At 38.2% G+C, this 15102-nt stretch carries 13 protein-coding genes; all 13 read right to left on the bottom strand.

Annotation, left to right across the window (positions count from 1 at the left end; translation table 11 throughout):
• Window positions 1-56: 56 nt before the first annotated feature.
• Window positions 57-785: a DUF881 domain-containing protein gene (locus tag ACQKMI_RS08030; protein WP_323645286.1), complete on the bottom strand. Its 729-nt coding sequence runs from the start codon at window positions 783-785 to the stop codon at window positions 57-59.
• On the bottom strand, window positions 763-1584 hold the full coding sequence (locus ACQKMI_RS08025) for a cell division protein FtsQ/DivIB (protein WP_427488086.1): 822 nt from the start codon (window positions 1582-1584) through the stop codon (window positions 763-765). Before ACQKMI_RS08025 ends, ACQKMI_RS08030 begins: the two co-directional genes overlap by 23 nt.
• A gap of 20 nt (window positions 1585-1604) precedes the next feature.
• On the bottom strand, window positions 1605-2684 hold the full coding sequence (gene ftsW / locus ACQKMI_RS08020; protein WP_427488085.1) for a putative lipid II flippase FtsW: 1080 nt from the start codon (window positions 2682-2684) through the stop codon (window positions 1605-1607).
• 40 nt (window positions 2685-2724) lie between these two features.
• Window positions 2725-4074, bottom strand: coding sequence for a UDP-N-acetylmuramoyl-L-alanine--D-glutamate ligase (gene murD / locus ACQKMI_RS08015; protein ID WP_427488084.1), 1350 nt, complete (start codon window positions 4072-4074; stop codon window positions 2725-2727).
• Window positions 4071-5042 carry a phospho-N-acetylmuramoyl-pentapeptide-transferase gene (mraY, locus tag ACQKMI_RS08010; RefSeq protein WP_427488083.1) on the bottom strand — a complete coding sequence of 324 codons (972 nt, stop codon included), beginning with the start codon at window positions 5040-5042 and terminating at the stop codon, window positions 4071-4073. The genes murD and mraY overlap by 4 nt, the downstream gene beginning before the upstream one ends.
• A 124-nt stretch (window positions 5043-5166) precedes the next feature.
• On the bottom strand, window positions 5167-7083 hold the full coding sequence (locus ACQKMI_RS08005; RefSeq protein ID WP_427488082.1) for a stage V sporulation protein D: 1917 nt from the start codon (window positions 7081-7083) through the stop codon (window positions 5167-5169).
• A 47-nt stretch (window positions 7084-7130) separates the two neighbouring features.
• A complete protein-coding gene (locus ACQKMI_RS08000; RefSeq protein ID WP_427488081.1) occupies window positions 7131-9344 on the bottom strand; it encodes a penicillin-binding transpeptidase domain-containing protein in 2214 nt (737 codons plus the stop codon).
• A complete protein-coding gene (gene ftsL2, locus ACQKMI_RS07995; protein WP_323645293.1) occupies window positions 9341-9709 on the bottom strand; it encodes a cell division protein FtsL in 369 nt (122 codons plus the stop codon). Before ftsL2 ends, ACQKMI_RS08000 begins: the two co-directional genes overlap by 4 nt.
• A complete protein-coding gene (gene rsmH, locus ACQKMI_RS07990) occupies window positions 9710-10660 on the bottom strand; it encodes a 16S rRNA (cytosine(1402)-N(4))-methyltransferase RsmH (RefSeq protein ID WP_427415758.1) in 951 nt (316 codons plus the stop codon).
• Between the two features lie 59 nt (window positions 10661-10719).
• Window positions 10720-11151, bottom strand: a complete 432-nt coding sequence (gene mraZ, locus ACQKMI_RS07985) for a division/cell wall cluster transcriptional repressor MraZ (RefSeq protein ID WP_068983256.1) — start codon at window positions 11149-11151, stop codon at window positions 10720-10722.
• Between the two features lie 252 nt (window positions 11152-11403).
• Window positions 11404-13020, bottom strand: a complete 1617-nt coding sequence (gene bshC / locus ACQKMI_RS07980) for a bacillithiol biosynthesis cysteine-adding enzyme BshC (RefSeq protein ID WP_427488080.1) — start codon at window positions 13018-13020, stop codon at window positions 11404-11406.
• A 458-nt stretch (window positions 13021-13478) separates the two neighbouring features.
• On the bottom strand, window positions 13479-13874 hold the full coding sequence (locus ACQKMI_RS07975) for a DUF3397 domain-containing protein (RefSeq protein ID WP_427488079.1): 396 nt from the start codon (window positions 13872-13874) through the stop codon (window positions 13479-13481).
• On the bottom strand, window positions 13871-14773 hold the full coding sequence (locus ACQKMI_RS07970) for a ketopantoate reductase family protein (RefSeq protein WP_427488078.1): 903 nt from the start codon (window positions 14771-14773) through the stop codon (window positions 13871-13873). Before ACQKMI_RS07970 ends, ACQKMI_RS07975 begins: the two co-directional genes overlap by 4 nt.
• Between the last annotated feature and the right edge of the window lie 329 nt (window positions 14774-15102).

The raw sequence follows: 15102 nt of genomic DNA, 5'->3' as shown, positions 1-15102 counted from the left end.
GACGTATCGTAACCCCTCACAGATTTACGCCTTAGATCTTGAATTAGAAAAATCGTTTAACTTTCTACTTTTGCTTTGGGCATCGTAAGCTTTTGATCTTCTTCTAATGATACAATAATATTGTCATTTAATAATTGATCCACAACGCCACCATTTAAGTTTAAGGAAGCTTTGAATGTTGCTGAATTTCCTACAGCCTCGATGATGAATGGAGCTGGATGTTGCTTGCCATCAATCGTAATGACTGGCCCGTTACAGCGTATATAAGAATTCGCCAAAACACGTTGACCATTAATAGCAATTGCTTGAGCGCCAGAAATTTTAAGCTCATTGAGCAGTTTAAAAATATGGCTTTCATGCACGATATAATCATTAGGATTTGCAGACTTTGGATCGTAATCACCATCTTGAAGAGTGATACGTATCCCTTTTCCTTCTGAATTCAAATCACCTAACAACAAGCGTAAATCCTCTGCCTCTTCAACAAGCTTTGTATAATCCTTTTTGCTAGCGACGAATGATTTTTCATACTTACGAATTTTTTCCTCTAAAGCATTCGCTTCTTCTGATAATTCTTTATTGCGCTCTTGTTGTGCAATTAACTCCTCACGATAAGAATCCTCCTGCTCTAAAAGCTTTGGATCGGTCGAACCTGCATCTCGATTATCTTTTGCCTGGTTGTAGGAATAGCCAATGATAAACCCCATAGTCACACAAACAATAAGCAACTGAAATTGTTTTCTTGATAAGAAAGTTTCTTTGCTATTCTTTTTCTTGTTGTTCATCTTTTTCCACTTCCTGGTTGGCCGCATCGTTATCTATATCAATAGCTGCTTGGTTGTACTCATTATTGAAAGGACGATAATACGAGCCGACCTCTAAATCGATGACCCCCTTCTCCAAATTTGAAATTTGTGCCACAAGCGAAGGGTAATGATTTAGCTTTTCTGCTAATGTTTGAATAACAGCTCGAACTTCATAGCCATCATTCATATAGAGCTTGATTGCATTAGGGTTTGTATTATTACTGTTCGTATTGATTTGAGAAATGAGTGTTAGTACTTCAGGATTTAATTGTGCTAACTGCTTTACAAGTTTCTTAATTGTCTTTTCGCCAGTTATGCCGATAAATACAGGTGCATCAATCGGGATTTCATCTCCAGCTTGATCAAAGCGCTTACCATTTTCAAGCAATGGATAATAAGTACCGTCACCAGCTAAGTACGCAACTTTTTTCCATTCTTTAATTTCTATAGCTACGCCTTGAAGCCAATTACGTTTAACATGTGCTTCTTTCACCCATTTATCCTTTAGTAATAATTTCTCTACCTCTTCTTCTTTAAAACCCCACATTGACTTCCCAGTTGCAAGAGAACTTGTCTTCAAATAATATTCTTCTTCTACTAATCGAGCGCCGTTGACTGTTATTTGGTTGATTTTACTGTAAGGAGATTGAAAATAAAGGAGTACTGCTAACACGATAAAGAAAAGTAATATTAGCACTATAAATTTCCGATTTGTACGCTTTTTTCGTCGCTTTTTTAGCGTAGGTATGCGATCTTCTATGTCAATTACCTTCTCCAAAAAGTACTCCTCCTTTATATTTATTTCGCTAATTGATAAATAATACCTATTATTAGCCACATTGTTACTAAAGATGTTCCTCCATAGCTGATAAAAGGCAATGTGACACCTGTTACAGGCACTAAGCCAATCACTACTGCTATATTTAGAAACGCTTGTACGGCCAACATTGTTACAAGTCCAATGATCGCGTAATAAGATGTTCTTGTTTTAGCCCGCACTGCAAATTTATAGCCTGCATAAATCGTCAGTACGAAAAGTGCTAAAATAACAAGTCCACCAAATAATCCGACCTCTTCAAGAATTATTGCGTAAATAAAGTCATTTTGTGGTTCTGGTAAATATAAAAACTTTTGCCTACTTTGTCCAAAGCCATGCCCGAAAATCCCAGCAGGACCTATAGCCATTAACGACTGTACAGCCTGAAACCCACTTCCTAAAGGATCGAGCCACGGATCAATAAATGCCTCAATCCGCTTTAGTCGGTATGGCGCTGTAACAATCAAGCCTATTAATCCAGCAATCCCAACAATCAAAAACATCGCATAAAGCTTTAAAGGATACCCTGCCACAAAAAACAATAAAAACACAGAAACAACGAGAATAAATACTGAACCAAAATCAGGCTGTAGCATAATAAGTACAACAGGCAATAATAAGATTAACCCATGCCGCCAATTAACAATCGACGTACCCGTTTTATGCTGTGCTAAAATATGGCTCATGTATACAATGACGGTAATTTTCGTTAGCTCAGCTGGCTGGATTGTTAACGGACCTACACCAATCCAGCTTTGAGAACCATTTCGTACAAGTCCAATTCCAGGTATAAGTACAAGGACTAGTAAAATTAACGAAAATATATAGGCCATTTTCCAAAAGGACTGCTCTTTCAAAATATTTAATCGAATAGTGATTAAAAACACTACAATGGCTACGGCAAAGTATAGACTTTGCTTCATATAAAACGGCATTTTTCCACTATAATGAACGGCACTCCAATAGGTACCTGCAGAATAGACGAAAATAATGCCGATTATAGAAAGCATCAATGTTGTGACGAGCAATAAATAGCTTTCTTTCCCTCTCAGTAATGCCATCCTTCCAAGTCAAGTATATTCTAAAATAGTTACAGGCTCATTACAGCTTCATTACAGCATCAATAAAAACATCGCCTCGTATTTCAAAGCTGTCATATTGATCCCAGCTTGCGCAAGCCGGAGATAACAGAATAACATCGCCATCTGTTGACATCGGCGCCGCATAATGTACTGCATCCTCAACGTTTTGGGCAATGACAGTTTGCTGTACACCACACGATTTTGCAAATTCTACAAAACGTAGTCCTGTTTCTCCAAAGGCAACTACACCTTTTACATGGCTCATGCATGGACGTAATTCTTCAAACGAATGTCCTCGATCTAATCCACCTGCAAGTAAAATAACAGGTGCTTGGAATGCATCTAAAGCACTTTTTGTAGCTAAGCAGTTTGTTGCTTTAGAGTCGTTGTAAATTTTGCGTCCGTTCCATTCACGCACAAACTGAGTACGGTGACGAACGCCTCCAAACTTCGCTAACACTTCTTCCATTTTAGCTTTGTCACAGCCGACTAAAATACAAGCTGCGACAGCTGCTAAAATATTTTCTAAGTTATGCTTACCAGGCAAAGCGATATTTGCTCGATCTAAATACGGCTCACCTTGCCAGTAAATTGTTGTGTCATCCGCACTAATTCCTTCATCCGTGCGTCCATTAGAACTAAATGGTACCTTTTTAGCATTTGATTTTGCTGCATAGCCAACAACAATCGGCTGATCGGCATTATAGATAAAATAATCGCTTTCATCTTGATTACATGTAACACCAAATTTTGCCTCTGCATAGTTATCAAATGTCCCATGATAATCAAGATGTGCATCATAAAGATTTGTTAATATAGCAATCTTCGGCTTAAACGTTTTCGTCCCCATTAATTGGAAAGATGATAACTCTGTAACAATTACATTATCCTTTTGTGCTTCTCTTGCAACACCACATGCAACTGTTCCTATATTCCCTGCAATTAACGGTTTTAAACTACCGTTATTCAGCATGTCGAAAATTAATGTTGTCGTAGTTGTTTTACCGTTTGATCCTGTAATACCGATAAACGGCGCTTCACTAATTAAATAAGCTAGCTCAATTTCTGTCCAAACGGGGATTCCACGGCTTATTGCATCCGCTACTATTTTGTTGCTATAAGGAATCCCTGGATTTTTCACAACTATTTCAAAGCCTTCATCCAGTAAATCTTCTGGATGACGCCCACAAATAACTGTAATCCCCTTTTGCAATAGGCCTTGCGCATCTGGGCTTTCGTCAAATGGTTTTGAATCATTAACCGTTACAAAGGCGCCAAGCTCATGTAAAATCTCAGCTGCAGCCACACCACTTTTAGCTAAACCTAAAACAAGGACTTTTTTATGTTGTAAATCTGTAAAATTTCTCATAAGAACGCCTCCGATAAAACTCCAATCAATGCTACTGCTAAAGCAGTTGACCAAAATACAAGTACTACCTTCCATTCTGACCAACCTGATAATTCAAAATGATGATGAATAGGACTCATTTTAAAAATACGTTTTTTACGAAGTTTGAAGCTTCCTACCTGTAAAATAACGGATAATGTTTCAATAACAAACACTAATCCAATTAATAACAGCAAGAATTCTGCTTTTTCTAAAACAGAGACCATGGCTAATGCTCCACCTAATGCTAGCGAACCTGTATCTCCCATAAACACTTTTGCAGGATTCGCATTAAAAAGTAAAAAGCCTAATAATGCACCTGTTACTGCGAATGTAAATAAGGCGATATCAGCTTGGTCTTGGAACAGAGCAATAACACCAAATGCTGCAAAAGCAATCGACGCAGTACCCGCTACAAGCCCATCTATGCCATCTGTTAAATTCACTGCATTTGAGAAGCCAACTAACCAGAAAATTAAAAAGGCTACATAGAAAATACCAAGATCAATCGTCCAATCTGTAAATGGTATAGCAAGTGATGTATCAAACGATCCATGTAGTAAGAAATAGGCCAAGACTGCAATGACAATTTGACCAATAAGCTTTTGAAGTGATGTTAGTCCTAAATTACGTTTAAAAACAACCTTTAAGCTATCATCTAACAAGCCGATTAACCCAAACCCTACTAATACTAGTAATAGTACGATGGTTTGTGTTGTAAATAAATCTAAATAGCTACCTACTCCAACAGTAGTGAGGATAATGGCAATTAAGAAAATAATGCCACCCATTGTTGGAGTACCAGCTTTCTTCATATGGGATTTTGGTCCCTCCTCACGAATACTTTGACCGAATTTTAATCGGCGAAGAAGTGGAATACTGATTGGTGCCAGGATAACTGTTACTATAAAAGCAAGAGCTAAAATGGTAAGCGTTGTTGCGAGTTTCATTGATAAATCTCCTTTAAATCTCGTTTCACTTTCTTCTTGAAGAAAAAAGCACAAACTTTCATGTATTTATTACTACCCTTCATAATAATAGTGGTTCTTTCCCATTTTTTAAAGGTAAAGTTAATTAGTTTTCTAAATAAAGATGAATGGTGCCATCTTGTTTGATAACACTATCCACTTCAGGCAGCTGATTGCCAATTTTAGTCCCTTCTCCATGCCATTCAATGCGGAATGGATAATGTTGCTTGGCAATATCGTCCTTCGTTTGACCAATAAAACTTGGTACCTTCACAGTGATTGGGTCACCCCAACGATAATCCTTTTCAAGCTGTTCCTTCGATTTTTCAATGCCAACAAAAGGTGCAACATCCTCAATAATTTGACCAACGATTGGAGCTGCTATCACACCACCAAACTGTGTTCCCTTTTTCGGGTTATCTACTGCTACATAAACGACAATTTGCGGATTATCCGCAGGTGCGAAGCCAATAAACGATACGATATATTCGCCGTCTTTATAACGGCCATTCTCTACCTTTTGTGCTGTACCTGTTTTGCCGCCGATTCGTAATCCATCTCGGTAAGCTTGACGTCCTGAGCCCTTTGCGACAACAGATTCTAATGCACCCCGAACCTTTGCAGACGTCTCCTCACGAATAACCTGTTTTTTAACTTCCGGTTTAGTCTCTTTTATCACTTCACCAGTATTAGGGTTAAAAACCTTCTTCACAACATATGGCGTATAAAGCTTGCCCCCATTTATTGCTGCGGCTACTGCTTGCACTTGTTGAATGGGTGTAACAGCAACCCCTTGACCAAATGACGTTGTGGCCTGCTCAACAGGTCCAAAAGCCTCCTTAGAAAATAAAATCCCTGAAGCTTCACCAGCAATGTTAGAACCTGTTTTTGTACCAAAACCAAAATCTTTAACATACTGTAGTAGTTTTTCATTACCTATTCGCTGACCTAATTCAATAAAGCCCGGGTTACAAGAATTTTCTACCACTTCAAGGAAGGTTTCAGATCCATGACCCTCACGCTTCCAACAACGTAACCTTGCTCCTGCAACCATTGAATAGCCTGGATCATAAAAAGTATCCTTCTCTAAATCCACTACACCTTCTTCTAAAGCAGCACTAAGGGTTATAATTTTGAACGTTGACCCGGGCTCATATGTCATCCAAACTGGTAAATTCCGATTGTAGATAGCAGGCTCTACCGTTTGGTATTCTGCTGGATTAAAGGTAGGATATGAGGCTAACGCTAAGATTTCGCCAGTGTTTGGATTCATAGCAATTGCCATTGCTTGGTCAGCATCATAACGCTTCATCGCCTGTGATAATTCACGTTCAACGACCTGTTGTGCATCTACATCTATCGTTAGCTCGATCGTTGCGCCATCTTCACCAGCCTTCCAGGCACTCTTTACGTTCGGTAAATTATTCCCTTTCGCATCTGTAAAGATTCGTATGGCCGAAGAATTAGCCTGTAACAGCTTATCGTATTCATATTCTATTCCCGCTAAACCTTGTGCATCATAGCCTGTGAAACCTAAAAAACGAGATAGTAGGGTACCATATGGATAATCTCTTGAATAATCGACACCACTATATAATCCCTCAATCTGCATACCTTGTAACTCCACAGCTTTTTCATAAGGAATATTTTTTCCTTCAGGTGCCAGCTTTACTAAATATTCTTTCTTCTTCATTTTCCCCAAAAGCTTTTGATCATCTACGCCCAAAACCTGTGCAATTTTTGCCGCTGCCCCTTCAATATCCTTACTTTGAGAAGGCATGAAATATAAAGTTGGTGCAAGCTTATTTGTAACAATATTTTTCCCCTTACGGTCAGTAATATGCCCTCGCTCATTGGCAAAAGGAATTTCTCGGTCCCAATTCTCTTCGGCTTTCTTTGTCAATTCTTTTTGATCTAATACTTGCAAGAAGAAAAGCCTAATAATAATCGCAACGGCTACAAACATAAACAATACGTATAAAATACGCAATCGCTTTTTGGAATGGATAGAAATCCACTTCATTCGACATCACACCTTGTTTTTTACAACGTATGAAATAAAGTGGGCTTCTATTCAGTGTTTAATTCTGTTTCACCCTCAGATGGGGTCTCTACTTCTTTGATAAAGCTTTCAGCTGGCGTTTTCAGCTTCACAACAATCGGTGAACGATCTGAGATTACAGTACCTGCCGAGACACTCTGACTAGCTACAAAGCCCTCTCCAACGACCTCAATTTCTAAATTTGCCAATGCTTTAAAAGCAAGTACATTACGCAACGACCAATTGGTGAAGTCTGGTAGTATTACATCACCTGCTGTCTTTAAAAACACAAAATTACCTTTCACAAGTTTTTGTGGACCTTTTGGATATTGGTCAATAATTTTACCGCCACCACCAACAATAATTGGCTGCAGACCATCATTTTGAAGTTCTACTTGTATAGCTTCAGCACTTTTACCTGTGTAATCTTGTATTTTTGTATCGTCAACATGCTGTACATCTTCAGGATTTACATTTAAATACTTCAAACTATTTAACATAACTGGGTTAAATACTTTTGAAACTGGTATAGAACCAGCATCACCCTTTAACTTTGGCCTTTTTACTGAGACATACATAATGAGCTGAGGGTCATCTACAGGAGCCATCCCTAAGAAAGAATACAGAAATTCATTTGATCCCCAAGAATACCTACCATTTCCTAAAGGAATTTGGGCAGTACCTGTTTTCCCTGCAACTTCATATTCATCAAGTATAAAATCTGCCGCTGTACCTTTCTCAGCTGTTAACGTAGAGGCAAGAATTTCTTTTACTTGCTTCGCTGTGTCGGCAGAAACTGGTTGTCCCTTTACAACCGGCTCATGCTTTTTAATCGTTTTTCCTGTTGAAGGGTCAACAATACGATCTATCACATACGGTTGCATCATTTTCCCGTCATTCGCAATCGCTGTCAATGCTTGAATTAATTGAATCGGAGTTACCGTAGAACCTTGACCGAACGTTGTTGTCACTCGTTCTACTGGATATTTCGATAAAAGTTTTCCCGATGCTTCATTTGGTAAATCAATACCTGTTTTTTTACCAAACCCAAATCGATCTAAATAGTCAAAAAAGTCATCCTCACCTATAAGCTTTAATAAATGTGCCATTGCGGTATTGGATGAACGTTGGAAGCCTTGTAAATAAGAAATATAACCCCAACCAACTTTATTGTAATCATTAATTACACGATCAAGGACTCTGTATTGACCTGATGGATAGTACTTATTCGGATCCCAAACCCCTTTATCAATAGCCGAAGCGAGCGTGAACGTTTTCATCGTCGAACCTGGTTCTATGGTCTCTTCAATAGCCTCGTTCAGCCACTTCATATTATCGCCCTCACGTGTATCAGGATTAAACGTAGGTCGTTGAGTCATCGCTAGGATTTTACCGGTTTTTGGATCTGCCACAACAGCTGTCATCGATTCAGGGTTATACTCCTTTTCAACCGCTGTCATCGCTTCCTCTAAAAAGCTTTCAATTGTTTTATCAATTGTTAAATAAATGTCATCACCGTTTTTTGCGGGTGTCACCATTTTTTCACTATTCGGTAATAGATAACTGAATGCATCTGTCTCGTATTCTACTTTACCGTCTTTTCCGGTTAGTTCTTTGTTGTAGGTAAGCTCCAGACCCATATTCCCTTTTGTCGTGAACGTACCATCCTTATTCTCCTCTTTTAGTGCGAAACCAATTAAGTGCGAGGCAAAGATACCATTTGGATAATAACGTTTTAAATCGTTTACAAATAAAATCCCTGGTAAATTCTTCTCTTTGATTTTACTCATCGTCTCATGACTTAATCCACGGCCCGCACCGCCAAATTCAACTTGATAAGGCTTTTCGCCATCATTTTTTACTCTAGTAAGCTGTTTATAGATTGCTTTTTCGTCCATTGAAATATATTCTGCTAATATTTTTGCAGTTTTTTCTGGATCTACTACATGTCGAGGTTTTTTAGCATCCGTCGTAGCTTTTTGATTGACGATTGCGATTAATCGATAACTAAGTGTATCCTCCGCAATGACTTGACCATTTGCATCATAAATCTTTCCCCGATTTGCTGTTATTACACTTTCTTTACTATATTTCGCAGCAGCCTTCGCCGCAAGCTCTTGACCTTCCACTTCACCTGTTGCCTGTAACGTTACCATTCTCGTGAACAATAGAAAAAAGAGCCCTCCATAAAAAATAAATAATAGAAAGGCTCCCCATTGGAATCGAAATCTCTTTTTTTTCATTCTCCCGGCACTACCTTTACACTTTTCTCATTTTGAGTTAAACCGAGTTCTTTAGCTTTTTTCAATGTGTTTTCGTATGTAGACAGTTCACTTACTTGAACTGTCAAGTCTACATTCTGTTTAGTAATCTCATCTGCTTCAGTTTCGATTTTTTGAATGTCCATGCTGGTTGTCTGAATGGCTGCTTGCTTATTTAACACTAGTACTGACATTACAGCGATAATGCTAACTAAAGCAATTAGCATTGTTTTTTCAAACTTCTGGTTCGTTTTTTTACGACGTTTGATAGTGGGTTGTGGACTAGGGGGTGTTTTCGGTTGTTGCACTTGTTGTTGCTGGTGCTGCCTTACACGAACTGCTGCCATTTACTCACTCCCTTTGTCGTTAATTTTTTCTACCACTCTAAGCTTTGCTGAGCGAGCGCGATTGTTTACGGCTAATTCTTCATCAGAAGGAACGGTCGGCTTTCTCGTGATAAGCTTTAAAGTTGGCTTCATGTAATCAGGAATCACTGGTAAATTTGGTGGTAATTCCGGTAATGATGACGCTTCCTTAAAAATAGTCTTGCATAGGCGGTCCTCCAATGAATGGAACGTAATGACACTAATGCGTCCACCTACGTTTATCATATCAATCGCATCGACTAATGAATCCTCTGCCGCGCCTAGCTCATCGTTAACAGCAATTCGTATTGCCTGGAATATGCGCTTCGCTGGATGTCCACCTTTACGGCGAGCCGCTGCTGGAATACCCTCTTTAATAAGTTCTACAAGTTGGCTGGTTGTTTCGATTGGCGCTACCTTACGTGCCTCTTCGATTTTACGAGCAACTTGCTTTGAAAACTTCTCTTCTCCATAACGGAAAAATATACGTACTAAATCTTCATATGCCCATTCATTCACGACATGAAATGCTGTAAGTTGTGCCGTTTGATCCATGCGCATATCTAAAGGTGCATCATGGTGATAACTAAAGCCTCGTTCTGGTGTATCAAGCTGTGGTGAAGATACGCCTAAATCATATAAAACACCATCAACTTGCTCAATACCAATCGCTAATAGCTCTTCTTTTAAATAACGGAAATTCGAATGGACAAATGTCACACGTTCAATATATGGTGCCAATCGAATTTTTGCATTATTAATAGCTGTCATATCTTGATCAAAGCAAATTAAACGCCCTTTTTCAGATAATTGTTGTACTAAATATTCACTGTGTCCTGCCCCACCTAACGTACAGTCCACATACACACCATCAGGATCGATGTTCAACCCATCAACAGTTTCTCTTAATAACACGGTTGTATGATCGAACATACCACTCGCTCCCTTCAGGCCTTAACTTCATACAGCTGACACTTACGTGTCAAAAAAAGTTAAAAATCAAAGCCAATCATATTTTCTGCAATTTCATTAAAGGATTGCTCCGACTCACTAAAGTAAGTCTCCCAAGCATCTTTCGCCCATATTTCAATCCGATTCGAAACTCCTAACACTACACATTCTTTTACAAGATGTGCATGCTGCATAAGAGTTGAAGGAATGTTAATGCGCCCCTGCTTGTCTATCTCTACTTCCGTTGCTCCAGAAAAGAAAAACCTTGCAAATGCACGTGTATCTTTTTTGGTCATCGGTAAGCCCTTTAATTTTTCTTCGAGTTTTCGCCATTCATCCATAGGATAGCCAAATAAACAATTATCAAGTCCGCGTGTTACAACAAACGTTTCACCTAAGGCTTCACGAAATTTTGCGGGCACGATTAATCGTCCTTTTGCATCAACAGAGTGTTGATATTCTCCCATGAACATGCTATTCACCCCACTTTATTAAATAATGTACCACATCCCCCCACTTTCCTCCACTTTTTTTAAAAAAAACTTGACATTATAACAATTAATGTGTGATTAGACCTTTTGCCAATTATTGAATCCATGCTAAATGACTCAAAAAAAGAGCTATCCTTAGTAGGATAGCTCTCTATTTACTATATATATCGACATTTCCCATCAAATTCACATTGTATCAAATTATTAATTAGGTATAAAGATACAAATATTGGATTATAAATAAATTATATAGTGATGATTACCAACGCTATAATTTTGTTTCAGCATTTCAGTAATTAACTTAGGTCCAAACTCATTAAAATATTGATACGGACTATAAGTTCTTTCCTGGAATCCTTCATTTGGATACAACTCATTTTGTAGCGTCATAAATTTTCGGATCGTCGTTTCATGCTTGTTAAGAACAGTTTGTTCAACCTTTTGCTGTAAATACTCAAATTGCTTTAGGTGATTCTCTTTATTTTTCTCAAGTATTTTATCTAGTAATAGATGTTGCTCTTCTAAATAAAGTTGAAGTGCATCATATTTTTCTAAAAGCTCTCGTTGCATCGTTTGAATTTGGCGCTTCGCTTCAGTATCCTGTATGTCAGCAACATACTGTTCTTTAAGCTGCAACGCTTTACCATCCCAAACTTCAGCAACATTCAAACAATATTCACGTAGAAGTTGTTCTACGTGACGTGTGACAAGTGTGATATGAAGACGCGGAGCAAAAATCGGCATTTGTAAGCCTAATACCGAAAATGCATCCTTCAATGTCGCCCAGTAGGCAAGCTCCCCTGGTCCACCAACAAATGCTAGCACAGGCAAAGTCATTTCCTGCATCAATGGACGCGTCACTACGTTATTACTTAACTGCTCAGGATGTTCTTCAGCAATTTTTAAAACTTCTTCATGAGAAAGCTTGATATTTGCAGCTAGATTGACAAATTGCTGATTTTTTCTTTCTAAAAGATGACGCTCTTCATCTTCTACATAGAATAAATTGGCCGCTTCGTTTGTTGCCAAAATAGGCTTGCCATAGCCTGCACGTTCAAGCTCCACTTCCCTCTCCGTTACCACTCTAGCAATTTCTTCATTTTTATGAATGATACGAGTAAAATTCCTACTTTCATATTGACGGAATTTAAAGTCCGCTGCATCAATCATCAATAAACCTTCATCTTTAAACAAGTGGTTCATAAGTTGCGCAAAGAAGTCCGTAAACGTGTCACTCTTATTAAGAGTATCCACTAATTGTTTAACAAGCATTTCAGTGAATTCTGTTTCACCCATATCCTTCACAATAGTATTTATTAATTGCGTCATGGATTCTTTGTTTATTCTTGTTTCAGAAGCCATTGTTTTACGTCTCGAGCGTTCACCGTATGCACGTTTTTTAATATCTACACCACGCACTGTATACGTATGGTTAATTTCCTCTAAATCATGATCTTCTCCAGCTATCCAAAAAACAGGAACAACCGGTCGCTGTAGCTTTACACTTTGCTCTTTCGCTAATGTAATAACCGAAATTGCCTTATGCACCGAGTAAAGAGGGCCCGTTAAGATACCGGCTTGTTGCCCACCAACAACCGCAACAGCTCCTTGCTCTAGTTGCTGCAAATGTTCATTCGCTTTCTTTGAAATACCAAGCGGCTCCATAAATTGACGTATGATGGCTGTTAACTCTTTTTGATCATACGCATGCTGATCTAGATATTGCGCACGTTTTTCAAAAGATTTATCGTTATATTCGTATTCAAAAAATTCATGGATGGCAGTATTCGGTGACCAATAATCTGCTAGCAAACGATTTTTTATGGGTACTTGGATTGACTCCAGTTTCATTTAACACAAACTCCTCTACCTAAATCATGTTCTTACTCTTTAATAAGCAAATTTGAAATAAAATAAATTCTCAGGGTGTTGATAAACCATTTTTCCACCCTAAGGCTCCGATTTCCGCTACGTACTACTCACTTTCCCGCGGGAATCAAGTAGCCCTACATTACAATCAGTTTAAATGGGCATATATTAGCAAACATCAACAAAAAACCTTTCAGTCAATAATAAACCTATAACTCCCCCATCAACACGCCTGATAAATTCCTTAAATACTTATTATGCAATTTATCCATAGAAAGTTTAAAACGACATTTTCCAACAAACATTCAGAAACGTCGTCAAATGCTTGAATACTTTGCAATTTTACTTCATATTTTTTGCACATTTAGAGTTATTACTAAAAAAACAATTTATAATGCTATTATTTTAACGCTTATGGCTTCAACATGAAAAGAAAATGCTTAGACTGCCTGTAAATATTCTAAAACAGATCGAATAACACCTACTAAACAAATAACAATATACGCCGCACTTAGTACTAAAAATTGAAAGCGCCAAATTTTTCTAAGTAGCGATTTTACTTCAATCTCCTTTTTCGTTCGCCAATCAATATATGTAAAAATTATTGCCATCACTACTGCCAGTGTTACTAATAGTGCGCTAACATTAACATTCCAAAGCACCCTAATTGCTAGTGGCACTGAAAAAAACAAACACAACGTTGTCACGTCCGATGCCACTCCGATAGCATGAGTGCCTCGAATTTTAACCTTTCGACTAAATAAATAAACAATCACAAAAAGGAGGATTGGACAAAAAATAATGATACTTATCATAATATGTAAAAAATCTTTCAACGTCTTTCACCGCTCTCCTCTATCGCAAGTACTTGGTGATATAAAGTACGTAAAGTTGGCAAATCGTGACCATTTGCTAGAGCTTTTTCTAGTATTACTCCTACAATCGTGTCAATTTCGCTTTTTCTCCCTTGCATCCGATCCGCTAGCATAGAAGATGTATTACTTGCTGTTTTTTCACATAAGTCTATCACCTTGAAAAAAGGTATAGCTTGTTCTATGCCTTCAAAAGCATCCGTTATTTCTCGATAGAGTGTTTGCATTAATAGAAAAGCTTGCTTATTCGTTACTAACTCTCCATTCTTCACTTGCAGTATAGCCGTCAATGGATTAATCAAGCAGTTGAATACAGCTTTCTCAAATAACATTTGTTCCGCATTAGCAACTAGTTCAACTGGATATAAGGAATTTCTTAGTTGTAACAAATCGTTAAATGCATCACTATTACCTCGCTCTATCGCAATTCTACAAGCACCTACACCTCTATGTTGCACAGTCGTCTGATCGATCAATTGAGCCCCGAAGGATACAGAACAAAAGGCAATATTCTTTTGCGGCAAACGTAGTGCCTCGTCAAAATGTGCTAAACCATTTTGCATAAACAACAACGATACCGTGCTCGGTAACGCAGATAATTGTTTGTAAAGCTCCTGTAATTGACCGTATTTAACAGCAATTACAATTAAATCTTGTCGTGGTAGTTCCTCTAATTTCGTAGTTGAAGCAACTTTTTGCACAGTTTTCGTTCCATCAACATTCACTCGCGTTAAACACTTCGCACGAAGTTCATCTACTTGTCCCTGCCTTCTTGCCACCAACGTTACAGACATACCAGACTCAGCTATAAAACTTGCCGTTAACTGACCTACAGCTCCCGCACCAATAATCGCTACATCCACAATACATCACACCTCCCCCATTTACAATGGACGATCAAACCTAAGAGAACGCCCTCAGCATATGCGTCCGGAATCAGCCGCTACCGTCCATCATTATACAATCCATTTTGTTCCTCTTTACAGAAGGAGGTGCCTTAGAAATCATTCTAAGGCACCTCCTATGCAGGTTCTTTTATTATACAGGATTGGCTAAGTGTTTATAATATATAAAGTGAAACTTTTTGTACCTGTCGCTTCTCTTTCAGTACAGATAAATTACTGCCCGTTAATGCGGGATAAAGTGAAACTTTAATCAGTGGTTTTTTTCCACTGATTATTAGTCTTCTACG

Origin of the sequence: Lysinibacillus sp. NPDC097214 (genome assembly GCF_050277945.1) — a bacterium.
GTDB classification, from domain to species: Bacteria; Bacillota; Bacilli; order Bacillales_A; family Planococcaceae; genus Lysinibacillus; species Lysinibacillus xylanilyticus_B.
This window is presented reverse-complemented; position numbering and strand designations above follow the sequence as displayed.